This window comes from Corynebacterium sp. CCUG 51687, from assembly GCF_024453995.1.
Lineage (GTDB): Bacteria > Actinomycetota > Actinomycetes > Mycobacteriales > Mycobacteriaceae > Corynebacterium > Corynebacterium pseudogenitalium.
The window spans coordinates 1-22,419 of sequence record NZ_JAGPYT010000009.1 but is presented as its reverse complement, the minus strand read 5'-3'; the positions used below and the strand labels follow the sequence as shown (position 1 = coordinate 22,419).

Sequence of the window (22,419 nt, the reverse complement as noted above, 5' to 3'; positions counted from 1 at the left end):
TCGTGTACGCTGTACACCATGACTCAAAAGACGCAGACAATGACGTTCCATACCAACCACGGCGACATCAAAGTCGACCTGTTTGGTAACCACGCCCCACACACCGTTGACACCATCACCGGCCTGGCGAAGGGCACCCTCGACTACTCCACCAAGAACGCCTCCGGCACCACCGAAGGCCCCTTCTACGACGGCGCCATCTTCCACCGCATCATCCCCGACTTCATGATCCAGGGCGGCGACCCAACCGGCACCGGCACCGGCGGCCCAGGCTTCCAGTTCGCCGACGAGTTCCACCCAGAACTCCAGTTTGACCGCCCATACCTGCTGGCCATGGCCAACGCCGGCCCAGGCACCAACGGTTCCCAGTTCTTCATCACCGTCGCCGAAACCCCGTGGCTGAACAACCGCCACACCATCTTCGGCGAGGTCACCGATGAGGCTTCCCGCAAGGTCGTCGACGAGCTTGCCAACGTCCCGACCGGCCGCATGGACCGCCCCGTCGAGGACGTCGTGATCAACTCCGTCACCGTGGAGTAGTTTTAGTTTTTGGCTTAGGGCCCCGCCTTTTTGGTGGGGCCTTTGGCGTTCTTAGGTCTCGAGTGCCGCGAGTGCCAAAGGACGCACCCCAAAACATCCAGCCCATTGCTGACCAGGCACTATGTCGGTGCTACTTTTTGGAATTGCGTCCTTTGGCACTCAAGTGCCCGGGACGCGCACCACATTCCCATCTTGCCGAATCGCGACCTGGGAAAACGCCGAGCGCCCCGCGAAAAACCAGGAATTTGGTGCGCAGGGAAGAGGTGCCTGCACCACATTCCCTCGTTTTGAGTTGGCCAAGTTGTAAAAGCCCAGGTCGGTGACGGCTAGTCAGTCAGCTGGAGTGAATGTGTTCGGGCAGAGCAAACAATTGTGTGCAAAAATATTTGCATTTATCCTGCAAGGAAACACTACTCATACTAGGAGAAGCCCGTGAAACGTTTTAGTACCGCTGCTTGTGGCTGTGTTTGATGGTCGCATGGATCACACTCGGTCTTTTAACCTATGTGTGGAGCCCTCCGGGCAACACCATCTATATCGGGTAAATGCCTAGAATCCGCTGCCATAAGGGCCGGTTCTGACGTGCTTCGAGTTTCTTGGCATACTCTTGCAAATCACGGCTAGCTTTCGCCTGTGTCATTGGCAACTGCTCGATCATTCGTTTATGGGACTCGGTCAGTGGATACTTCCGCTCTGCCATTGCCTGATTAGTCATCAGCAGACTCCTTCCTATCCCTGTTATGACCTAGTACGGATAATAGTAACAAAATCTCTAGGTCTGAAACCCAGTTCTTCGAAGTAGTACCCGGCGAAAAGGTTGAATTCTTCGGGTTAAATTTATTGTCGTATTCAAGAATTGCCCGAGTAAACCCGATATCTTCTGAAGACTTCAACCCTGACTCCAGCATTGGGGTCAAAAAATGCCAACCTGCATTCTGCTGAGCGGGATTTTCTGCAAGTGTCATATCGATTGCCCACTGAACACGTTCGTAGTACGCAGAGCGGTCATCAGCATTTGATTTCTGCGACAGTGACTTGGTGGCGATACCTAGCGTAAGTACGGCGGCTGCGGCAGCAGGTATCGCTCCACGATATGAAAATATCGTCGCAAGCGATTCCTGCCAGGGCTTTTCCCAGAATATCACCAACCCCCAGTGCACCATGACCAGGAACGATACGAAAGCAACGAGCAGAGCGACGATGGCTTGCACGTTATTCCATTCGGCCCTGAAATTAATGTTCATTTTTCGCACGAGAATAAGGCTATCACTCAGATTCCTCCTGCTCAGATGGATTCCACAGGCCTCAAATTTACAAGATTTCAAGATCTGTCCCGGACCGGTTGAGAGGTGAGACTGGGGTGGAACTCCCCGAAGATACGGCCAATAGCCCTGGAAAACAGCTAGACCCCCAAATTCCGCATGTGCGGTGGAGGTCTGCAACGCCAATTTAGCATCAATCTGCGTTCTGATGTTTTTATAGCCGGGGCGCGCACCACATTCCCGCTTTTCAGCAGCCCAATCTGCAAAAGCCCAGGTCGGCTAGGGCGTATGAGGGAATTTGGTGCGCGACCTCCTGTGATGGGGAACTATTTCACGTCTCAATCCCGAAACCGGACCCAACAATAGCGTTTCCCAGGTGTCAAATGCCCTGGCCCAAAATAGTTCCCAAGCCAGTGTGAACTAAAAACTCCCCGACCCGCCAGCGGCCGTGAACCCGGAGCTGAACGTCGTGTTCACGCCCGAAGAGGAGGAAGAAGCAGCCGAGTTCGCGGCGGCGACGTTGGTGTTGTGCCAGGATTGCATCGCAACGAATGGGATGTAGGTGGGGTACCAGTAGTCCTTGTCGTAGATGGCTGGGGTGGTGAGTTTGTGACGGTCTTTGACGTCGCTGAACTCTTTGTCTTTGACGGCGTCGAGGACGATTCGGTAGTCGGAGAGGAGGCGGAGGTAGTCGTCGAGGAAGGTGGGGCTGGCGGGGTCCGCATGCAGCTGCCGGACGCGCTCCTCCAAGGAGACGAGTTCTTGGCGGAGGGTGGCGTCGTTAATTGAGGTGCGTGCTTTGGTGATGTCCCTGCTGAGGCGCGCGAGGTCGGTGCGGCGGGTGGTGGTGTCGCCTTGTTCGATGTTGAAGAGGCGGTTGATGTTGTCTTCGGCGTGGCTGGTGTGGGTGAGGGTTTCGGCGGCGTCGGCGAGTTGTTTGCGGGCGCGGTAGGCAGCGGCGTCGTCGGAGATGGGGATGCTGCTGATGCCGCCGGCGCCGGAGACGGTGTCGTGGAGTTTGAGGAAGCGGTCGCGGACGTCGCCCCATTGACGACGCAGCTCCGCATCGGCAAACGCGCTGGTCAGGGAGTTGGCGCGGACGTCGATGCCGTCGAGGCGCCCGGCGAGGTCGGCGTATTCCTTGGTCACGAGCGAGTAGTCCGCCCGCGCCTGCTCGATCAATCGGCGGCGCCGGTTGCGCAGCGCGACGCCTGTGCCGCCAACAACGCCTGCCAACACGCCGGATCCCACACCGGCGCCGATGCCACCCCCGATCCGGTCGTCGACTGCGGACTCGTAACGCTCCTGCTGCAGGCCGACGGTGTCCATGGCCAGGCTCGCGCCGGCGAAGAGGGCGGCGGGGACGTTGTTGCTTTGTAGCCCGGGGACCATGGCGTCGATAACTGAGGAGACGCGCGATGATTCGCTGTGGAGGTCGAGGACGTCGGCGACGTCGTCGGCGGCGTAGATTGCGTGGTGGCGGTGCGCCATGTCCACGGCGAGGACGAGGGTGCCGTCGCGGAAGCCGTGCTTGTCCAGGATTTCGTCGGGGTAGTGGGCGCGGAAGTATTCCTCGATGGTGTCGTTGATGTTCTCGCGCGTGTTTTCGGCGTTGTTGAACGCGAGGATGTGGATGGTGCGCACGACTTCGGGGTGGTCGATGCGCTGGAGGTTCTGCTCGAGTTGCGCCTGGTCAGCTGGGGTGAGCAGGCCGTCGGGGTTGGTCAGTTGCAGGCGTGGCGCCTCGGCGGTGGTAGCGATGGCGTAGTGCGCCGGGTCGGGCTCGTCGATGGCTGCGTAGGTGCCCGCGCCGACTCCGCCGCCGATCAGCAGTGCCGTCGCGCCAACGCTAAGGATTTGTGCCCATTTGCTCATGCGCCTGATTTTATCGAAGCTACCCGGCGGTCGGCATGGCGGTGTTGTTGAGCTGCTCGAGGCTGTCGCGAAGTTGCAGGACTACGCCGACGTTCTCGTGGAAGATGTCCATGATGGAGCCGTTTTCGTCGAAAGGCGGTTGGGTGAGCTCGTGGGCTTCGACGACGCCGTTGCGGATCACCTCGCTGACGACGGTGTTGAGGAACGTGCGCTGCACGGAGTTGAGGTCGGTGGAGTGCAGCAGTTCCTCGAAGTGCGCTTCGACGGCGGCTGCGTCCATCCCGACGACTTCGCGCAGGAAGAGGCCGAGTTTGGCTTGGTGGGTCTCGGCGAGTTCGGCGGCGCCGTCGACGTGGGCGTTGAGCAGCAGTTGGCGTAGTTCGTCGAGGTCGTGCGTGCTGAGTTGTTGCGCGTTGCGGAGTTTGCGCAGCGCCAGGCTGGTGGTGTTGCCTTCGAGTGCGCGGCGGAGTTCTTCTTCGACGACGGAGCTTTCGCGTTGGGTGCCGCCGGTGGCTTGGAGGGTGCTTTGTTCGAGTTCGCCGAGTTCGTCTTCGATGTCGGTGATCACTACGGCGCGTTGCGCTTTGTCGAGGAAGACGGTGAGTCCGCGGACTGTTTTGCGGGCGAGTTCGAGGTCCTTGTAGGTTACGCCGTCCCACCACTGCGGGTTGGCGATCGCCTCGAGTAGTGCTGCGTTGTTGGCCACGGTGGGGATGTTGGTTTTCTGCAGTAGCGCCGCGGCGATGGTCGAGACTTTCTCTGCGAGCACGTCCCAGTCGCCGCGTTCTTCGAATAGTCCGAGTTCGAGCTGGTACATGAGGTAGTCGAAGCGCCGGGCTTGTTCTTTGTCGCCGGTCGCGGCGAAGGGTAGTGGCGCGAGCGCGCTCACGGCTTGTTGGTGGGTGTCGGCGTCGGCGGTGAGCCAGGGGGTGGCGTCGCTAAATATGTCGAGGTAGGCGCGTGCTTCAGTGGGCACGAGGATGCTGCGGTGGGGCACGCTGCGCACTGCGTCCGAAAGATGCTTTGCGACGTCCCCTCGCACTTCATCCGTGGCCGTCAGCAGTAGGCGGGCGCGGGTGGTGAAGCTGCGCTGCGACAGCGAGATCTGGTGCGAGCCCTCCGTGGTGTTGGTGGTGCCGCTGAATTGGTGCACGTTGTCGCAGTAATCGAAGATGTAGAAGCACGTTTTGTCCACGGCGGGGCCGAACAGGTCAGGGCGCAGGCGGGTGCCGCGGCCGACCATCTGCCAGAACTTGGTGGGGGAGTAGACGGGTTTGAAGAACACCAGGTTGACCACCTCGGGGACGTCGATACCTGTGTCGAGCATGTCCACACTGATGGCGATGTCCAGGCCGGAGTCGGGCTGCTTGAACTCGGCGATGAGCGCTTCCGCGTTGTACACGCCGTGGGTGATCACTTCGGCGCGGGTGGCGGTGGTGGGGAAGATGGCCCGGTATTCGTCGGCGATGAGGTCGGCGTGGGCCTGGTTGCGGGCGAAGATGATGGTCTTGCCCAGCCGGTCCGCTCCGTCGACCTTCAGCCCCTTGCCGATGACTTGGCGCAACACCTTCCGGATCGTGTCCCGGTTGAGCAGCTTCGCGTTGATCTCGGCGGCGTTGACCTCCTGGGGCGCGGAAAGTGGGTCGCCGTGCTCGTCGACACCCCACTCGGCGTTCTCCCACTCCAGCTGCTGCTCGGGGGTGAGCTCTCCGTAGGAGATGCCGCGGCGCATGAAGGCGGTGCTGCCGGAGAACACCTCGTAGGGCACGAGGTTGCCTTCCTCGATGGCGCGGTGCAGGCTGTAGTAGCCGGTCGGGGTGTCGGGCTCGCAGCCGAAGAAGGTGTAGGTGTCGTGGGAGAGGTTGCTGCGCGGGGTGGCTGTCAGCCCGACGACGAGGGCGTCCAGGTAGTCGAAGATGCGTCGATAACGCTGGTAGATGGATCGGTGAGCCTCGTCGACAATGATGAGGTCGAAGTCGAAGGAGTTGAAGCGTTGGCCTTCGCCGATCATGCCGATCATGGTCTGGTACGTGTTCACGTACACCTGGCCCTCGCCGGCGGGGTTGGTGGTCAGGTTGACGGGCACCGCCTCTGCGAGGTGCTCGTTGAACGCCGCGTGCGCCTGCGTGACCAGCGCTTTGCGGTCGGCGAGGAAGAGCACGTTGCGGATCCAGCCGGCCTCCAACAGCATGGACACGGTGGCGATGGAGACGCGCGTCTTGCCCGTCCCCGTCGCCATGACCAACAGCGCGCGGCGCTTGCCCTTGCCGAACGCCTCCGCCACGGACTGGATCATCTCCAGCTGGTAGGGCCTACCGGCGATCTCGGTGATGGTGGCGCTGTGCGCGCTGAGCGGTTGGCGCTTGTCGCGCCGGGCGATGAGCGCCTCCATCGCACGCACTGTTGGGTAGGACTCAATAGTGCGGGTTTCGTAGCCGACACCGCCCGGCAGGTCGGCGTCCCTGTCCCAAAAGCGCACCTCGTACCCGGTGGTGTAGAAGATCAGCGGTACACGGCCCGTCGCGTTGCCGATGGCATCGGCATAGATCGCGGCCTGCTGGCGGCCGTCGTTAATGCTGCGGCTGGCCTTCTTCGCCTCCACAACGGCGATCGGCACACCCTGTGTATCCAGCAGCACATAGTCCACCTTCATGCCCGCCACCGGGTATTCCTCGATGAGCGTGCGGCCGCGGACAAACCCGGCATCCTCCAGCATCGGCGTGATGATGTCACGGCGCGTCTGCGCCTCATCCACCGCCAACTGCGGCGCCGGCGGCGTCAGCTTCTCCTGCTGCTTGCGAATCTGCTCCCGCAGCTTCGCGATCTCCTCCTCATACCCCGCAGCCTGCTCCAGCTCCCGCTGCTGCGCCTCATCCAGCTGCAGTTTGTACAGGTCAGCCTGCTCCCTCGCGGACTTCTCCTTCGCCGCCAGCGCCATCATCTGCCGCTGGTTCAACGCCGCCTGCCGCGGCGCCTGCTTCAAGATCTCGACGTCAAACGGCGCGATCCCCCGAATCGCCTTCCCCGAGAAGTGCGTAGTTGCGAACACCATCACGTCATACAGGTGCTTCAGGGCCTGCAGCGCCTCATCGCTGGTGATGTGCGCTTCGCTGTGCACCGCGGTGTTGCCGACCTTGCGCAGGATGTGCATCTTGGAACGGATCGTCTCCGGCAGCAGCCGCGAGAAGTCCGGGTTGGTCAGCGTATCAAAGATGTTGGACTGTTTCTCCAGCCCATTCAACGCCGCGATATGCCCAATGACCTGCTCTAACACGAACCGGGATTGGAACATCGACGCGCGCGGGTTGGTCAGCGCGGCATCCTCCGCATTGCGACACTCAATAATGAGCTGGGGCCATGCTTGCCCAACGAAGCCAAAGTTGGACGGACGTGGAGTGATGCTCACCTGATCGCCTTTCTTCCCGGTGCGCTCGTTCGCCTGCGCGTTATTCTATACCGTTGGATTGTGGCTCGAAACCTACTCGAAACATGCTCGAAACGGATTCACATGTTTTGACCTGGGTATATCACTCTACTCGAAATCGTTTCGAGTAGAGTGATCCACATGAATACTGCGGTAAAGGTTGATGAGTTACTTACGCGTCCCGAAGATCAGTGGTTTGAGCGGAAATCGTTTCGTATTAAACCGAAGGATCTTGCAAAGGCGATTATCGCATTTGCCAATGCCGAGGGCGGGGTCATCGCTGTCGGTATCACTGATCGACAATTCGATGGGTTGCCTAGCGCACGGCAGGACAACGACTTACGGCAATCGGCGTTTGATCACACCGATCCAACGGTTCGAGTCGAGATCGAGAGCCTTCGCATTGATGACGCCACTTCTGTATACCTATTCCATATTTTGCCTAGTGAGCGTGTACATTATTCCAATTCGGGGGAGTGCTTCCTGCGCATCGGGGATGAAACGAAGCAGCTGGGCCCCGACGGCATTTTAGAGTTGCGGTATTTGAAGGGGGAGCAGCAGTTTGATGCAATTGTTCCACCACGTGCTGAGCCTGGAGACCTCGATATGGCGCAGGTCGAGCGGTATGCGGAGGCGATTGGTTCTGCCTCGGCCCAAGATGCGTTGAGGGCGCGAAACTTGATAGATAGGGCAGGCAACCCGCGGACAGCGGCATTGTTGCTTTTCGGAAAACATCCGCAGGAGTTCTTTCCAAACGCTCATGTTCGTGTGGTTCAGTTCAATGACATAGATCGGTTGCCGGGTCATGGTCAGCAAATTCTTTACGACGAACGCTTCGACGGCACCCTGCCAGAACAGATTCAGCAGGCCAGAACTGCGATTAGCAAGATTCTTCCAAAAGTGCGCCGTCTTGTGGGCAGTGGGCTTTTTGAAGAGGAGGATTTGATCCCGCCGGATGTGTGGCTAGAGGGTTTGGTGAATGCGGTGATCCACAGGTCTTACAGTATGGCTGGGGATCACGTCAGGTTCGAGATCTATCCTGATCGGGTTGAGGTGTCTAGCCCTGGCAGGTTCCCTGGCTTGGTGGACCCGTCGAAACCCGAAGCAATTGCGAGGTTTGCAAGAAACCCGCTGATTGCACGTGGGACTGCTGAGTTGCGGATTGGGCAGGAGTTGGGGGAAGGGATTCGACGAATGATCGCTGGTATGCGAAAGGCGGGTTTTGCAGACCCCGTGTACCGGCAGACAAGTGGCAGTGTTGTCTTGACATTGAAGGCAGTGCAACGCCTCGACGAGTCGCTTCGTGCGGACTTGCCGCGCTACTCAACAGAGGTGCTTGCAGCCTTGCAGGCAAGCCCACATCCCTTATCGACGGGCCAAGTTGCCAACGCCCTTCACCTCTCGAACCCTCCCGTCCGCCGTGCTCTGCAAGCACTCCGGGACGCTGGACTCGTGCAGTGGAACGGAAGCGGTTTGAGGGATCCTCGCGCAACATGGTCAGCGGTCAGCCCGCTGCGTTACTGATACATGACCAACGAACAAAAGTTCCCCACGGGTGCGTGGGGAGGTTTGTGTGGCCCTCTAGTTAGTCATTACTTTTGCATCGCTTCTATAAGGTACGGGATTGAAGATGACGGGCATGGCCCTTTTGCATTGGTGCATTGGGGCGCATTTCGGTCCAGTGGCGTTTTGCGCGTGCCGTTGCCTCAGGGTATCTCTCGACTGGGAACGTTACCCCGAGTTCTTTCGCATTGCGGCCTGTGAGATAGCGTTCCTTTTGCAGTACATCGGTCATTTTCTTCGCGTCGCTCCCGCCGTCGTAGAGGTGCCAATACAGCCACTGCTCAAATTGAGGGTTCGTTACTGCGACTGAGATATTGCTCTTTTGTGCGAGCTGAAGAACATCACCCAGGGTGGTGTGTTGGTCACAATCGACGACTAGGAACGCGCGGTCAAAGTTGTCGGACTTCAGATGGTTCTCGCATGTATCAAGAACTCGCTTGGGTTCTCCCTTACTAGGTACAACCTTGATGTCCGTGGCCACGTCGTTGGAACGCAGAATTTGTGCGAGCCTTTGGAAGTAAACTTGCTCAGACTTTCCTTTGTCGCCTTCTACAACAATCAGAAGCCGACTTTTCAGCTTCCGCTTTGCCCTGCTCTTGGGCTTTCTGGGTGTACCTTTACGCGCTGCCACGTTCCCCATTTTCTTGCCCCCGTCGTGTAGGTGATAGTTCTTCAACAGCACTTCGCATTAAACCTGGTAATAGATACGGTAGCGCGCCGAATCGGCCTTCCAGGTATTGCTTTGCAAGATTTGATGCCGGTTTCAAATCGCGGAAGTCCTGCAAGTTATAGAGCGTACTTGCACCAGAGCTGTCTTTTTCGGTGAACCAGACTTGCTCTTTCGTCAGGTTCGCAGAAGACTGCGGCTGGAGCAGGGATACGTCATGTGACGTGAAGATCAGTTGGGCCCCGTGTGGGTTTGTATCTTGATCTTGGAACAGTGCGACGATTGCTTCGGCGAGAATGGGGTGGAGGCTGGTATCCAGCTCGTCGACGCAAAAAATTGTGCCGTCGCGGAGCGCTTCTAAGATGGGAACGGCCATGGCGAGCCATGCCAACGTTCCGGATGATTCATCGCGCATGAGAAAGCCGGCGTCGGCGGATTCGTTGCCATGGTGATAAAACCGCAGTGTTCTGTTTACGAAGTCGTGGTCGATCAGACTTTGGCCTGATAGAGCTTTCCCGGTCGCCTTCAGGCCCCGTGCCGCAGATCGCTCGAGAATCTTGCGTATTTCCGGGGGTAACTCTCGTTCATCTACATCAATTCGCGTGATTCCGATATCCGCTACTGCTGCGAGTGTGGTGAGTACGTTCAACGGAATTCGTTCATCGGCGATATCCGCCGCAATTCGGTCGAGGCGTTGCCGCCGGGCACTGTCGCTGATGTCGTAGAAATCGACGCCAGCGATAATGCTTCCCACAAACGACTGCAGTTTGTCGTGACCTGCAACGTAGCCACGGGAGAGCACAAGTTCTCGCGGGGCTGGAGATATACGTGGTCCCAGATACTTATGCCAGCTGGTTATGCCTTGTTCGGCGTCTCTTTCCAGAAGTCGTGTTGGGCGGGAGGAGAAATAACCAAGCAGCAGCTCGTGTTCAATGCGGTTCGCGGAAATGGAGAATTCGTAGTGATATCGAATTTCTCGGGCCGCAAGCTCCGGGCCGCCAATGCCACCGGTTAACGTGAAATCGAGTGCAAAGAAGCTGGGGGAACGTACAGAGTCCTCATCTAGCTTGAATGGAGATCGACGATTTTTCTGAAATTCAAGCCATCTGCTTGCAGAGCATTGGATTGCCTCCATTGCATAGCGCATTGCGTCGAGTACCGCCGTCTTTCCTGACGCGTTGGGTCCAAAGATGGCTGCAACCGGTAGAACGGCATCGGCCCAACTCTCACCTTGACGAGGAACTGCGGTGCGCCAGGAGCTGCGCGTCATTTCCAGCGCAAACTCATCACGGAAGCTACGGTGATTCTCCGCAATAAAGCTAAGCAGTCTCATGGAAGTAAGTTTAGGTGAGAAAAGCTCATTACGGGAAAAAATTTCCCCAGAAAGGCTTAATAAAGAAAATGATGCGGTTTTACTAACTCACCGATTGCACAATCCTGTACACCGTTGCTCGGTCGCCTTGGCCACCTTCCATGGTGACGATGCCCTCGCGAAGCAGTGGCGCGAGTCCGTAGCGCACTTGGCCTGTGGAAAGTCCGGTATTGGCTGCCAGTACGTTCACGGTGATACCGCTACCTGTCGCGGAGAGTGCCTGGTAGATCCGGGGTACGTTCTTGCCCAAGGCTTGGAGGTTGACCAGTAGGTCTTCCTCGGTCGGGGAGAGTCGGGTATTGGAGCCTATGTCTTCCAGCCGGGCATCGTGTTCTGCGCTGGAGCGGGAGCCTCGTGGGAACAGTACGGTGAATTGGACGCTGGTGTTGATGAAGCGGGGCGTCGCTACGCGTGATTCGCGGCAGGAGGTGATCGCTTCGCGGGTGCCGCCGCCTTCGTCAGCGTGGTTGTCCGCGCGGCGGAACCCCGCGACAGCTTGTGCGCCCCGCGGACAGTTCGACCTGTAGGCAGAGGCCGCCCGGGGTGTCCGCCCCGCCGTCCGCGGAACTTTGTGACAACCCGACACTCCGTTTCATGTGAAACATAACTGGTCTGGGAGCAAGCAACAGTTTTACACTTTAACAGTATGGTTTTTGAAGTTTCACACTTTGATCACCTGCATGTTTAGCAGTTTGAATAGTGGGAAGCCCTCCTCAGTGCAAGCCCGTTGCCACAACATCCAGGAGTCCAATTGTTTCATGCCGATTTAGAGCACTACTTAGCCATTGTTGAGCGGGTTTATGTTGCGGTGCAGCGGAGTGGAAGGCATAAACGAGAATGTTGACATCAGGAATGATCATCGAGTACCGCCCACACAGCTTCTTTGTTGCTGAGATCAACTAGAGCCGGTCCGCCGCAATCGAAGGAGGGCAGGTTAACGGGGGTGTCTTCGGTACTGATGCGGGCTTCCTTCTTGAGGGCAGCGCGGACCGCCTCTTCGACGTATGAGCTCAAAGTGACATTGTTGGCTTTGGCTTGGACCTTCGTTTCTTCAAGGAGTTTCGGCGGGAGGTTTATCGTCGTGCGCATACCTTTAGGGTAGAAAGCATCAAGTCATCATTCAAGAGGTGCAATGATGTATCTGCCTTCAGGAAGCCGTGAAAGGTTGACTGGTGTCTTAATTCAGTGCGAGCGTCAGGATCAGTACTCCGATGGAGAATGCGAGCATGCCTAAGCAGTTGATCCAGAATGCGCTACCGAGGAAGTGGGCGCGGACATGGGCTGCTGCGGCCGCGCAGAAATAGGCGATGACTCCAATCATGGCTGTGATTCCTACGCCGGGGAACCAGAGGCCGGCAATGAGTCCTACGGCGGCGAGGCACTTGATGACAATGAGCGCCCACCACCAGTCCTTGGGGAGTTTGACGCCGCTGAGGCAGGCTTCGATGAAGGGGACTGGTTTGAGGGAGAGGGCGGCGTCGCCAAGCAGAATGGCTGCTAGTAGAAGGGAGGGCCAGGCTGGGGAAGATTCTAGGATCATTGGGTTACTCCGAATGCGGTGTTGAGGCGTTCGATCGATGAGGCGGCTTGGGATGTGAGGTGCTCGGTGTCGTAGATTCCGGCGGCCCAGCCGATGAGTAAGCCGAGGTAGACGTTGTACAGCAGGTCGGCGTACTCGGCCGCATCGGCGCTGCTGAGCCTGGTGCCGAGTCGCAGGGTGATTTCATCGGTCAGGAGCGTTTTGAGTGCGGTGAGCGCTTCGCCTTGATTGCCTTGTTGGATGAGTGCTGCGCCAAAGGCGCGGGAGAGCTCTTCGTGGCCGGTAAACATCTGGAGGAAAGGTCTCAGGACATCGAGAAGGCTATCGGATTGTCCCCGGATGTCATCGTGGAGTTCTGAAATGTGTTGGCCAATGGTGCGGATGAGCAGCGTTTGTTTGTCGCCGACTCCCATGACGGTTCCCACGCTAACGCCAGCTTCGGATGCGATAGTCCGGATGCTGGTGGTGGCGTAGCCCTGAGTGAGGAAGAGTTCGTAGGCGGTGGCTAGGACCTTGCTGACGGTGCCAGCTTTGGCGGCCGAGCGCGATGAGTGAACGTGTTCAGTGAACATGTTCAAAAGGGTAGCTCTTGATGGTTTCGAGGTCAATGACGCCGAAGTGTTGACAGTTGGCGCTAGGCCAGCGTGGGGAAGACGCGGTCGCGCAGCAGGTGTGCAAGCTCGCGGTCGGGGGCTGCTGGGTTGACCCAGGCGGTGTCGCCGATTTCGGCGGCGGCATGGGGTTCGTCGGCGGTGACGGTGCGGGTGTAGGTGAAGATGGTGCCGACGACGACCTCGCCCGGTTCGTTGGCGGCGGGAGCGTCGAAGGTGCCGAGTTTGTTGAGGCTCTCGGCGTCGAGGGTGAGGCCTACTTCTTCGGCAACTTCGCGCAGGGCGGCGTCGACAAGCGCCTCGCCCGCCTCGGGCTTGCCGCCGGGCAGTTGGTACTTGGTGGAGGACTTCTTGCGCACGGTAAGCACGTGGCCTTGTGGGTTGCGGATGACGACGGCTGCTACTTCAATCATGGCTGCTGATTGTAGGCGGCCTAGAGCAGCGGCAGGAGCACGAGGGCGAGATTGAGTGCGATGACCAGCGCGGCAAGCGTCCAGCCCACGGCCATAGACCAGGGTTTCGCGGCGAACTCACCCATGACGTCCCGGGAGCCGGCATAGCGGAAAAGCGGGATGATGGCGAAGGGGATGCCCAGGGAAAGAAGTGCCTGGCTGACCACCAGTGCCATAGTGGGGTCGACCCCGCAGCCGATGATGACCAGCGCCGGGATGAGCGTGACCAGGCGGCGGACTAGTAGGGGGACCTTGATGTGAAGCAGGCCGTCCATGATTTCGGAGCCGGCGTAGGCGCCCACTGACGTCGAGGCGAGGCCGCTGGCCAGCAGGCCGATGGCGAAGAGAACGCCGGCCAGCGGGCCGAGGTGGCTGGCAATCGCCGTGTGGGCCCCGGAGATGGTCTCTGTGCCGTCCACGCCGTAGAGGGCCGAGCCCGCCAGGACCAGCAGGCCCACGTTGACGAGCCCGGCGATGGACAGCGCCACGGCGATGTCCGCGCGGGTGCCGGCCAGCACGTGGGGGATTTCCAGGTCGGGGTAGCGCTGCTTGGTCAGGGAGGAGTGTAGGTAAATGGCGTGCGGCATGACGGTGGCGCCCAACATGGAGGCGGCCAGCAGGATGCTGTCCTTGCCCTCTAGGCGGGGGATGAGGCCGCCGGCCACGTCGGCGGGGTCGGGCGGGGCGATGGCGAGGCCGGCAAGGAAGCCGATGCAGATGACCAGGAGCAGGCCGATGACAAGCCCCTCGAACCACTGGTTCTTCTTCTGGAAGATGAGGAGAATGATGGAGACCGTGCCGATGATGAGCGCGCCCGCGAACAGGGGGAGGTTGAAGAGGAGTTGCAGGGCAATGGCGCCGCCGATGACTTCGGCGAGGTCGGTGGCCGCGGCGATGAGCTCGGCCTGGGCCCACATGCCTAGGCGCGCGCGGCGGGAGAGACGCTCGCCCATGATTTCCGGCAGGGAGCGGTGGGTGACTAGGCCCAGTTTGGCGGAGTGGTACTGGATGAACATGGCCATGAGGTTGGCCACGACGAGTACCCACACCAGGAGGTAGCCGTAGTGGGAGCCGGCGCTGATGTTGGCGGCTACGTTGCCGGGGTCGACGTAAGCCACTGCAGCAACGAAGGCGGGGCCGGTGAGGCTGATTAAGGTCTTACGCATAGGCATCTCCATACCAAAAGTTCAACTACTTGAAGTCTAGTTTTCATCGCCATATGTTCAAGCCACGCAAAAAGTTTTGCACTTTCACACTTTGGTTTTGCACTTTGGCAATGTGCGTTTGGTGCAGTTGGTTGAGGAAGAGTGAACACCCTCAAGCGGATATCCGGCGCTGGCTATTGTGTCCAGGAAAGTGTTGCGCTGTTCCAGGTTGTGGTCAACGTATGGAGTTCATTGTTCAGAACGGGGTCAATGAGGAGTGCAGCAACCCGAAGGGCTTCATCTAGAATCAAGAATTCTTTTCGTATTTCGTTGCCAAATTTCTTTGCGGCTTTCGGGTACCGATCTGCCCACGTTGCATCAGGGATATTGAGATTTGTTGGGAGAGTAACGCCTCGGATTTGTTGCTGTGAGTTGAGAGCGTCGCGGAGTTCAGCAGCATTGAGCTGTGTTGTTGGCGGAAGCTCTGAAGCTAATAGCGCAATGTCGTAGAGATCGTGATAGCGTGTCGACGCTTTGCCCGGAGGTGTGTCGCCGTGTATCTCATACATTGCGCAGACTTTATCTGCGATCTGGTTTGCGATGGGGTACGACGTGACTTGGAAATGTTCTGGAAGATAAGGTGTCTGGACGTCGTAACTTGAAGCTACGGTGACTGATTCCACTTCACTAGTGACCTCAAGGTCACCACTGACGTCGATGGAAAACTCAATGAAGCGGTTGCTGCTACCTAAGCCGTAAGTGACTGTAACTTTGAGGCGTTTGCTGTCTATCGTGCCGATTCGTTCCGCCTTGCCATTGCTCTTTTCCACTTGAAATGTATAAGGGCCTACTCGGTGCTTGTTCATTGTCGCGATGAGGCTGTCAGCGGCTTTTAAGGCTGAGGTAGGGGCATATTGCCGAAATAGGTCGAGGTCTTTTGTCTGCCGGGCGCCTGGTATTCGGCAGTAAATGTTGGCGCCCCCTTTGAGCACCCAACCGTCGTTTAGGCGCATGAGTTCATGAAGGAACACCTCACGGAAAAACTGGTTATATACGTCGTTTGGCTTCTTTCCGGCGTGGCTTGCTTCCTTCTTCAGTGCTGAAACGATCTGACCGTGGCGCTCCCTTTGTTTTTGAGGTTGTGGCACAGGATTCTCCTTGAGGTTTTGCTGTGTGGGATGGGGGAAGAGGGGTGGACAGCCAGAGGGTCTTCAAACCTTCACTGTGCACGATCGTTTCGGCTAATTGTTTATGTGTTGCTTCGAGCGCATGGGCAGTAGCTGCTCTGCCAGCGAGCATGTTCTGGAGTGCCTCTTCTACATTGCTGCTGTGAAAGTCGGTTTGAAGTGGCATCTTTGCGACGAGCGCCTTTAACTCTTCAGCAAATGGCTCGAGCGCCTTGGCGACAGCTCTTTGGATTTGCTCTTCCATGATTGCCGCGGGAACAGGTGGAAAGCATTCTTTCCAAAGCATACGTAGCCCCTCCTGATCACCTTTTGGCAGGCCGAAAGCTGTTTCGTTTCCAGCAAAAGCGCTGAGTAGCTCAGGTTCTTGCAGTAATTGCTTTTCGCTCGCATCTGCGATGAGATCAAGGAGATGTTGGGGTTCATGTCCGTCTAGTGCGAGGTCCACGATGGTGCGAGCTGCAGTTGTGATGGGGAGGTTGTGTTCGGGGTGCAGGGTCCATTCGTGGTCGTCGAGTTTGTTTCGATGAAACTGGACTTCTGGTTGCCTACTTTGGCGTCGACGGTTGACGGTGAAGTGGATTCCATCGGGCCAGAGGTCACCGATGCCCCAGAGTTCAGCTGCGGTGGTGTGGGAGATGACGGATTCGGACGCCAATGTAGGGTCGTGGACCCGGTCAGCGGCCATCATCTCGGGTCGGAGTGCAAGCCATTGTGCTTTGACGTCTAACGCTGGACTCATCATGGTGCCGACGGTCGCATAAACCCCATGTCGAACTCGGATGAGTCCACCCCTTGTCTCTAGTCGGGAGAGAGTCAAGGGCGTTACTCCTTCTGCGCGTGCTTGTTTTGCCGTGCACAGTCCCCACTGTTGGGAAGCGATCTCCCCGATGATCTCCAACGATTCGGCGGCATCCATACTTCAAAAATTACCATATAGGATAGTTTTGCAGCACGGAGATTTCATAACTCCTGCGAAACTATCAGTCGGGTTGCCGCCTCCTCATCCCATGAGCTGCAGGATGTTCGCGGCTATTTCGTCCGCGCGGCGGACACCTTGATAAGTTCACCGCCGAGAAAGTTGCTGGCAGTGGCAGTGCCGCGGACAGTGGAAGCACGAGGGCTCTTATCGACGCCCCTTCGACCAACCACGCTTACCTTTAACACTCATGATCCAGTTTCCAGGTGAACTGTGATTATTTGTCCGCGCCGCGGAATCCAGCGACTACCTGTCCGCCCCGCGGACACCTGAATACCGACTCCATTGTCCGCGCGGCGGAATCTGCTGCAGCTTTCTTATCGACGCCCCTTCCACCGCGGATACCTTTCCGTCATCCACATCGTGTTCACTGCTGCCAACTGTCCGCCCGGCGGACACCCGAATACCGATCCCACTGTCCGCCCCGCGGACAGTTCGACTTGGAAACCGAGGTTTTCCAGAGTGTCCGCGGCGCGGAACTCTGCCGTAACCCCGAAGCCACATTCACCGGTGGCAACCTGTCCGCCCCGCGGAAAGTCGGTGTGGTTGCCTGTCCGCGCGGCGGACACCTTGACGGCTTCACGCCGGGAAAGTTGCTGGTAGATGGCGTGCCGCGGACAGTGGAAGCAGCGGCGGGTTTTCTAATCAACGCCGGCTCCGTCCCATCACGTTTACCTTTCACAACGCGCCTCGGTTTCCGGGTGAGTGGTGGATGTCAGTCCGCCCCGCGGAATCTGTCGCAGCTTTTTATAGGTGGCCCTCCCACCACGGATACCTTCATCCGTCATCCACATCATGTTCACTGCTGCCGACTGTCCGCGCGGCGGACACCTCAACTGGTTGCCGTCAAGAAGCTCGCTGGTCACGATGGTGCCGCGGACAGTGGAAGCAGCGAATACTTTCTTATTGACGCCCTCTCCGTCCCACCACGCTAACCACCAACAACATGACCCGGCTTCCGGGTGAGCGATGAAGATCTGTCCGCGCGGCGGAATCCAGTGACAACTTGTCCGCCCCGCGGAAAGCCGGTGTAGTTGGTTGTCCGCGCGGCAGACACCTCGACGGGTTTACGCCAGGAAAGTCGCTGGTTGTTCCGATGCCGCGGACAGCAGAACCTTGAGGATTGTCCGCCTGCGGAATAGACCCGAGGGGTTTGTAAAAGAGAACTACAACATTGTCCGAGATGCGACCGGGTGGAAGATAGTCCAAATGTAATTCTACGTATAGCTCGAAACGTACTCGAAACGAACTTTCAAGTCGTGAAAAGCGTAAAACAATCTACTCGAAACTGTTTCGAGTAGATTGCCAAGGGGTCTTCAACTAGTCCTTTTATCTGTCAGCTCTAAAGTCCTCCCGCGAAAGCCCGAGAGGAGAGGGAGGCGTAGAGCTCTTTGGAAAGACCGATTTTCTGATTGATGTGGCCCGCGACCTGGTCTAGTGAGGTCAACTGTTTAGTAAGTGACATCGTTTTTTCTTTGTCGAAAACTGGGACAGGATACTTCTTGATAAACCAGTCAGGTACGCGGCGGTGTCCTGAGCTGCCACGCATTGAGTTTTCGCCTTCAGCGAGGAACGCCTTTGATTTCATAAGCGACCAAATAATTTCTGGCGAAGTTCGTGAAGTGTCTTTCACTCTCAGCACGTGAAACTCAGTTGATCCATGGCCGAGCTCGGTCGGAATCGACGCAATTGCGGACTTCCCGTTTTCGAAGCATGGCGTAATTTTTGCCACAAGCACATCGTCCTGGGCGAAGGCCGTGTATCCCTTCTTGTATTCTCCAACCGTGCCAGAGGTGTGCGAGCAAAGGCCAAGGCGCTCGTCGACGTCTGACATTGCGACGAAGGTGGTTGGCGTCTCATCGGGAATGCCGCGGCGTTGTTTCGGATTGACAGTAACCAATTCCTGTAGTGGCACTCTCTCAATTGTCGACGAGACCAGCGCTGCATGAACGAGGTTATGCTTCAGGTCCAAAACCTCACCAAGCTGCTTTTGGAACAATTCCGTCATCGATAATGCTGCGTTCAGAATCTTCGCGATGCGCTGCTGCTCCTCCAGGGGAGGGAGAGGGGCTGGGGAGTCAGCGATATCTGCCTTAGACACCTGGAGAAACGTTGCACCGCGTGCCTGCCGCATCAATTGCGGCTTCATGTGTCTGAGAAGGAATGGTAGGAATTCGTGCGTAATGGACTCAGATTTTGGGCGAATCGCTGCAACGCCTCGGCCAATGCAGTATTTGTCATCTGTAATTCGGTAAGTTCCGATTGTTGCCCGAATCGAAAGAATGACGTCACCAGGTTTGCAGAGGCGTGGCGCTTTTGATGCATACTTGGTGCATTTGATTCCGGTGGCAGTGAAGTCTCCGGCGCCAGCAATCAGTGGAATCCCAACTGGTTCTTCAGAAGTGTCTGCTCCCTTCGGCGCTTGCCCCATTACAATCTCGGCAACATCCCCCAGCTTCACCATCTCCCACCTCATCTAGATCAGCCCCTTGAGCGTGCTCATGGCGGTGGCGATTTGGGCGTCGAGGGCGTCGATGTCGGCGAGGATGTCCTGCGGGTTACGGGTTTCTTCGGCATCAAAAACGATTTCTTTATACCGGTTCATCGACAAGTCGTAGTCCGCCTCCCGGATCTCGTCGACGGGGACGGTAAAGGACGCCTCGGTGCGGGCGCGGTCCTGTTCGGCGGTCTGGTTGTGGAAGCGGGCTACGACGTCGGGGAGGTTGTTGAGGCGCAGCTGGTCGTCGTCAAGTGGAGTCTCAGGCCACGGGCCGAGTAGTTCCTCGTCGAGCAGTGGGGTGCGTTTGTCGTCGAGGGAGCGCCCGTCGGCGGTGATGTCGTAGAACCAGATGTGCTCATTTTGGCCCGGTGAGTCGGTGCGGGTAAAACACACGATCGCGGTCGACACCCCGGTGTACGGTTTGAACGCGCCGGACGGCAGTTTGATGATGCCGTCGATTTTCTGGTTGTCCACAAGTTCTTTGCGCAGGGTTTTATGCGCGCGCGTCGAGCCGAACAGCACCCCCTCCGGCACAACGACAGCTGCTCTGCCACCGAGCTTTAACAAGGTCAGAAACCTTGCGATGAAGAGTAGTTCTGTTTTCTTCGTCTTGATCGACGCCAACTTTGGGTCCAAAATGTCCTGATTAATCGAGCCCGCAAACGGCGGGTTGGCGAGTAGCACATCGAACGCCTCGAGTTGTTCGGGGGCTAGTTCCTGCAGGGAGTCGAGGTAGGAGATGTTCGGGTCGCTAAAGCCGTGCATCACCATGTTCATCGCGGCGATGCGCACCATCGTGGAATCGAAATCGAATCCGGTCAGGCCGCAGGCGAGGTACTGCTCGCGCTGCAGTTTGGTGGCGTCCTTGAAGTCGTCGCGCAGGTATTCGCTGGTGGCGGCGAGGAAACCTGCGGTGCCGCAGGCTGGGTCGATGAGCCGGTCGGTGATTGTCGGCTCAGTCAGCGCCACGATCAGTTCGATGATGTGGCTTGGTGTCCTGAACTGTCCGTTCGTGCCGGCGGTGGCCAGCTTGGACAACATGTACTCGTACAAGTCGCCCGTCATGTCCTTATTCGAGAACTCCAGCTTCGCGATCATCGTCGCTACCGCCGTCAGCGTCGCCGCGTTCGGGATCAGGAACGCCGCGTCTTTCATATGGGTGACAAACCCACTGTCACGCGCGGCGCCGAGCTGTTTGATGTAGTCGAACCCCTCACGGAAGGCGGCGAAGCGTGCTTCCGGCGAATCGACGGCCAACAATTTGGAAAAGCGCAGGTGGTCGTGGGTGGCGTCGTAAAATAGTTGGGTGTCATCGGGCTCGCCGCCCAGTGTGTTGGCGAAGAATTCGGCCTGTGCTTGGCGCTCGTCGAGCTGGCGCATGAAGAGGAGGTAGGTGAACTGTTCGATCACGGTGATCGGGTTTGAGATGCCGCCGGACCAGAAAGCGTCCCAAATGCGGTCTACCTGGGACTTTAGTGCGCCTGTAATCATGGCGTCATTCTAACAACCGTGCGGGACAGAAGATAGAACGGCTCGTGCACGGAGCTATCTTTTAAAAACCGCGATTTCTATAAGATAGGTGCGTATCGAGCAGCGCCTAAGTTCTGCTTTTCCAGATTTTCAGAAGATTGAGGGGCGGAGCCGTCGTCGAAAAGTTGGACCCCTAGCGGGGCGCGATTTGGTCATACCTCATCCGAGGAGCAATATATTCGTGCTACCAATCGGACAACGTGAAGAACTGATTATGACTCAACAATTTCATCCGCGCGCATGGTTCCCCGTCGCAGGCAGCATGGTTGCTGTCGCGTGGGGCGGCAACGAGTTCACCCCGCTGCTCGTGATGTACCGCGAAACCTCGCACTTTTCGCAGGTCACCGTCAATGGGCTGCTCGCCGCCTACGTCCTGGGCATCATCCCGGCGCTGCTGATCAGCGGTCCGCTGTCCGACCACATTGGACGACGCCCCACCATGCTCCCAGCCGCACCACTTTCGCTCGTGGGGTCCTTCCTGCTGTCCATCGCCCCGAACGAGCCGCTGGTGATCGCGACGGGCCGCATCCTGTGCGGGCTCGCCCTGGGCATCGTGATGGCGGTGGGGTCCACGTGGGTCTCGGAGCTGATTATTAAAGCGGGCGGGGACCCGGCGTCGGGGCCGCGCAAGGCGTCGATGTGCCTGACCGTCGGCTTCCTGATCGGCGCTGCGCTCGCCTCCGTGCTGGCGCAGTGGGGCCCGTGGCCCACGCACACCGCGTACGTGCTGCACATCCTGCTCACACTCGGCACCGCCTACTGGCTGCTCGACACCCCGGAGACCCGCCCGCCGCGCCGGGGCACCGTGAAGGAAACCTTCCTTGAACTGCGAGTTCGCGACATGCTCGAGATGCTGCACATCCCATCCGCCGCGCACCGCCGCTTCGTGCGCATCGTCGTGCCGGTCGCGCCGTGGGTGTTCGGCTGCGCCGGCGCCGCGTACGCCCTGCTGCCGCAGCTGCTGTCCAGCTCAGCGCACGATATGCCCATCGCGTTTTCCGGCTTCATGACGGTCGTGACCCTCGGCTGCGGCGTCGGCGTCCAGATGCTCGGCCGTGTCATCGATACGAGTAGGTCCGCCCGCGCGTCCGCCGTCGCGATGGCCGTGATCACCGTCGGCTGCATCCTCGCCGCCGAAGCGTCCCGGTCGCTGTCGCTGCCAATCGGCGTTGCGGCTGCCGCCATCATGGGCGCCGGCTACGGCCTGGCCCTGGTAGCCGGACTTTCAGAGGTCCAACGCATCGCCAACGCCGACGAACTCGCCGGCCTGACCGCCGTCTACTACTCCGTGTCCTACACCGGCTTCTTCATCCCGATGGTCTTCAGCGCCGCCGCGCCCGTCGTCGGCTTCACCACCCTGTTCGTCATCGGCACCATCCTCGCCCTGTGCTGCCTGGTCAACGTGGTCCTCGGCTGGCGCGCCCACCTGCCCGGCCCGACCTGGTAGGCGGCTGCCCCGGCTCTCTGCCGCCTCCGGCCCTCAAATCTGCTCGTAGCGTGCGCTTCGAAGCGTGCGATGCAGGTCGCGCATTTCGACCCACCCCGGGCGATTTCCGGCGACCAGCGTCGCACTCCTTTAACACCTCGACCGGAACGGATTTCAGCAAGCAGCGTGCTATCTCCACAGCGCCATTCATGATCAACCAGGCCTGTAATCAGCCCCGGCGCACCTCAAACCTGCTCGTAGCGTGCGCTTCAAAGCGTGCGATGCAGGTCGCGCATTTCGACCCACCCCGGGCGATTTCCGGCGACCAGCGTCGCACTCCTTTAACACC

The 22,419-nt window shown here is 58.5% G+C and carries 19 protein-coding genes; 3 read left to right on the top strand and 16 right to left on the bottom strand.

Features of this window, described 5'->3' with window-relative positions; genetic code table 11:
• The first annotated feature begins 18 nt into the window (after nucleotides 1-18).
• Complete coding sequence (locus KBX13_RS08785; protein ID WP_070363359.1) at nucleotides 19-540, top strand: peptidylprolyl isomerase; 522 nt, start codon at nucleotides 19-21, stop codon at nucleotides 538-540.
• 532 nt (nucleotides 541-1,072) lie between these two features.
• On the opposite strand, the gene KBX13_RS08780 is transcribed toward KBX13_RS08785, so the two are convergent.
• The 4 genes from KBX13_RS08780 to KBX13_RS11550 form a co-directional block, all read right to left on the bottom strand.
• Complete coding sequence (locus KBX13_RS08780; RefSeq protein WP_070363358.1) at nucleotides 1,073-1,255, bottom strand: hypothetical protein; 183 nt, start codon at nucleotides 1,253-1,255, stop codon at nucleotides 1,073-1,075.
• Nucleotides 1,248-1,793, bottom strand: a complete 546-nt coding sequence (locus tag KBX13_RS08775; protein WP_256021756.1) for a hypothetical protein — start codon at nucleotides 1,791-1,793, stop codon at nucleotides 1,248-1,250. Before KBX13_RS08775 ends, KBX13_RS08780 begins: the two co-directional genes overlap by 8 nt.
• Before the next feature lie 429 nt (nucleotides 1,794-2,222).
• Nucleotides 2,223-3,677, bottom strand: a complete 1,455-nt coding sequence (locus KBX13_RS08770) for a DUF5129 domain-containing protein (RefSeq protein ID WP_256021755.1) — start codon at nucleotides 3,675-3,677, stop codon at nucleotides 2,223-2,225.
• A 19-nt stretch (nucleotides 3,678-3,696) separates the two neighbouring features.
• A complete protein-coding gene (locus tag KBX13_RS11550; protein ID WP_370687330.1) occupies nucleotides 3,697-7,083 on the bottom strand; it encodes a DEAD/DEAH box helicase family protein in 3,387 nt (1,128 codons plus the stop codon).
• 159 nt (nucleotides 7,084-7,242) lie between these two features.
• On the opposite strand from KBX13_RS11550, the gene KBX13_RS08755 reads away from it, so the two are divergent.
• Complete coding sequence (locus KBX13_RS08755) at nucleotides 7,243-8,625, top strand: RNA-binding domain-containing protein (RefSeq protein ID WP_071573205.1); 1,383 nt, start codon at nucleotides 7,243-7,245, stop codon at nucleotides 8,623-8,625.
• Nucleotides 8,626-8,710: 85 nt separating this feature from the next.
• On the opposite strand, the gene KBX13_RS08750 is transcribed toward KBX13_RS08755, so the two are convergent.
• The 12 genes from KBX13_RS08750 to KBX13_RS08695 all read right to left on the bottom strand — a co-directional run bounded on the left by KBX13_RS08750 (nucleotide 8,711) and on the right by KBX13_RS08695 (nucleotide 20,605).
• Nucleotides 8,711-9,295 (bottom strand): RloB family protein, encoded by a 585-nt coding sequence (locus KBX13_RS08750; RefSeq protein WP_168156208.1) that lies wholly within the window; start codon nucleotides 9,293-9,295, stop codon nucleotides 8,711-8,713.
• The gene (locus KBX13_RS08745; RefSeq protein WP_256021753.1) at nucleotides 9,282-10,664 is read right to left on the bottom strand and encodes an ATP/GTP-binding protein; all 1,383 of its coding nucleotides are present in this window, start codon (nucleotides 10,662-10,664) and stop codon (nucleotides 9,282-9,284) included. The genes KBX13_RS08750 and KBX13_RS08745 overlap by 14 nt, the downstream gene beginning before the upstream one ends.
• Before the next feature lie 82 nt (nucleotides 10,665-10,746).
• On the bottom strand, nucleotides 10,747-11,289 hold the full coding sequence (locus KBX13_RS08740) for a winged helix-turn-helix domain-containing protein (RefSeq protein ID WP_070363354.1): 543 nt from the start codon (nucleotides 11,287-11,289) through the stop codon (nucleotides 10,747-10,749).
• A 260-nt stretch (nucleotides 11,290-11,549) separates the two neighbouring features.
• Complete coding sequence (locus tag KBX13_RS08735) at nucleotides 11,550-11,792, bottom strand: CopG family transcriptional regulator (protein WP_005292604.1); 243 nt, start codon at nucleotides 11,790-11,792, stop codon at nucleotides 11,550-11,552.
• Between the two features lie 88 nt (nucleotides 11,793-11,880).
• On the bottom strand, nucleotides 11,881-12,243 hold the full coding sequence (locus KBX13_RS08730) for a DoxX family protein (protein ID WP_005292602.1): 363 nt from the start codon (nucleotides 12,241-12,243) through the stop codon (nucleotides 11,881-11,883).
• On the bottom strand, nucleotides 12,240-12,815 hold the full coding sequence (locus KBX13_RS08725; RefSeq protein WP_005292598.1) for a TetR/AcrR family transcriptional regulator: 576 nt from the start codon (nucleotides 12,813-12,815) through the stop codon (nucleotides 12,240-12,242). The genes KBX13_RS08730 and KBX13_RS08725 overlap by 4 nt, the downstream gene beginning before the upstream one ends.
• A 62-nt stretch (nucleotides 12,816-12,877) precedes the next feature.
• Nucleotides 12,878-13,267 carry an NUDIX domain-containing protein gene (locus tag KBX13_RS08720; protein WP_005292595.1) on the bottom strand — a complete coding sequence of 130 codons (390 nt, stop codon included), beginning with the start codon at nucleotides 13,265-13,267 and terminating at the stop codon, nucleotides 12,878-12,880.
• Nucleotides 13,268-13,287: 20 nt separating this feature from the next.
• Nucleotides 13,288-14,472, bottom strand: coding sequence for an Nramp family divalent metal transporter (locus KBX13_RS08715; protein ID WP_070363637.1), 1,185 nt, complete (start codon nucleotides 14,470-14,472; stop codon nucleotides 13,288-13,290).
• 173 nt (nucleotides 14,473-14,645) lie between these two features.
• On the bottom strand, nucleotides 14,646-15,599 hold the full coding sequence (locus tag KBX13_RS08710) for a nucleotidyl transferase AbiEii/AbiGii toxin family protein (RefSeq protein WP_256021751.1): 954 nt from the start codon (nucleotides 15,597-15,599) through the stop codon (nucleotides 14,646-14,648).
• Nucleotides 15,499-16,554 carry a type IV toxin-antitoxin system AbiEi family antitoxin domain-containing protein gene (locus tag KBX13_RS08705; protein WP_070479067.1) on the bottom strand — a complete coding sequence of 352 codons (1,056 nt, stop codon included), beginning with the start codon at nucleotides 16,552-16,554 and terminating at the stop codon, nucleotides 15,499-15,501. Before KBX13_RS08705 ends, KBX13_RS08710 begins: the two co-directional genes overlap by 101 nt.
• Nucleotides 16,555-17,956: 1,402 nt before the next feature.
• Nucleotides 17,957-19,078: a restriction endonuclease subunit S gene (locus tag KBX13_RS08700; RefSeq protein ID WP_256021750.1), complete on the bottom strand. Its 1,122-nt coding sequence runs from the start codon at nucleotides 19,076-19,078 to the stop codon at nucleotides 17,957-17,959.
• A 12-nt stretch (nucleotides 19,079-19,090) separates the two neighbouring features.
• Nucleotides 19,091-20,605, bottom strand: coding sequence for a class I SAM-dependent DNA methyltransferase (locus KBX13_RS08695; RefSeq protein WP_256021748.1), 1,515 nt, complete (start codon nucleotides 20,603-20,605; stop codon nucleotides 19,091-19,093).
• Nucleotides 20,606-20,858: 253 nt separating this feature from the next.
• Between KBX13_RS08695 and KBX13_RS08690 the strand changes: the two genes are divergently transcribed.
• The gene (locus KBX13_RS08690) at nucleotides 20,859-22,091 is read left to right on the top strand and encodes an MFS transporter (RefSeq protein WP_071573210.1); all 1,233 of its coding nucleotides are present in this window, start codon (nucleotides 20,859-20,861) and stop codon (nucleotides 22,089-22,091) included.
• Nucleotides 22,092-22,419: the final 328 nt, after the last annotated feature.

Bases quoted from the DNA above. Each gene is read 5' to 3' on its own strand.
- KBX13_RS08785 (WP_070363359.1), top strand. From the start codon at position 19: ATGACTCAAAAGACGCAGACAATGACGTTCCATACCAACCACGGCGAC.
- KBX13_RS08780 (WP_070363358.1), bottom strand. From the start codon at position 1,255: ATGACTAATCAGGCAATGGCAGAGCGGAAGTATCCACTGACCGAGTCC.
- KBX13_RS08770 (WP_256021755.1), bottom strand. From the start codon at position 3,677: ATGAGCAAATGGGCACAAATCCTTAGCGTTGGCGCGACGGCACTGCTG.
- KBX13_RS08755 (WP_071573205.1), top strand. From the start codon at position 7,243: ATGAATACTGCGGTAAAGGTTGATGAGTTACTTACGCGTCCCGAAGAT.
- KBX13_RS08745 (WP_256021753.1), bottom strand. From the start codon at position 10,664: ATGAGACTGCTTAGCTTTATTGCGGAGAATCACCGTAGCTTCCGTGAT.
- KBX13_RS08735 (WP_005292604.1), bottom strand. From the start codon at position 11,792: ATGCGCACGACGATAAACCTCCCGCCGAAACTCCTTGAAGAAACGAAG.
- KBX13_RS08730 (WP_005292602.1), bottom strand. From the start codon at position 12,243: ATGATCCTAGAATCTTCCCCAGCCTGGCCCTCCCTTCTACTAGCAGCC.
- KBX13_RS08725 (WP_005292598.1), bottom strand. From the start codon at position 12,815: ATGTTCACTGAACACGTTCACTCATCGCGCTCGGCCGCCAAAGCTGGC.
- KBX13_RS08720 (WP_005292595.1), bottom strand. From the start codon at position 13,267: ATGATTGAAGTAGCAGCCGTCGTCATCCGCAACCCACAAGGCCACGTG.
- KBX13_RS08715 (WP_070363637.1), bottom strand. From the start codon at position 14,472: ATGCGTAAGACCTTAATCAGCCTCACCGGCCCCGCCTTCGTTGCTGCA.
- KBX13_RS08705 (WP_070479067.1), bottom strand. From the start codon at position 16,554: ATGGATGCCGCCGAATCGTTGGAGATCATCGGGGAGATCGCTTCCCAA.
- KBX13_RS08700 (WP_256021750.1), bottom strand. From the start codon at position 19,078: ATGGTGAAGCTGGGGGATGTTGCCGAGATTGTAATGGGGCAAGCGCCG.
- KBX13_RS08695 (WP_256021748.1), bottom strand. From the start codon at position 20,605: ATGATTACAGGCGCACTAAAGTCCCAGGTAGACCGCATTTGGGACGCT.
- KBX13_RS08690 (WP_071573210.1), top strand. From the start codon at position 20,859: ATGACTCAACAATTTCATCCGCGCGCATGGTTCCCCGTCGCAGGCAGC.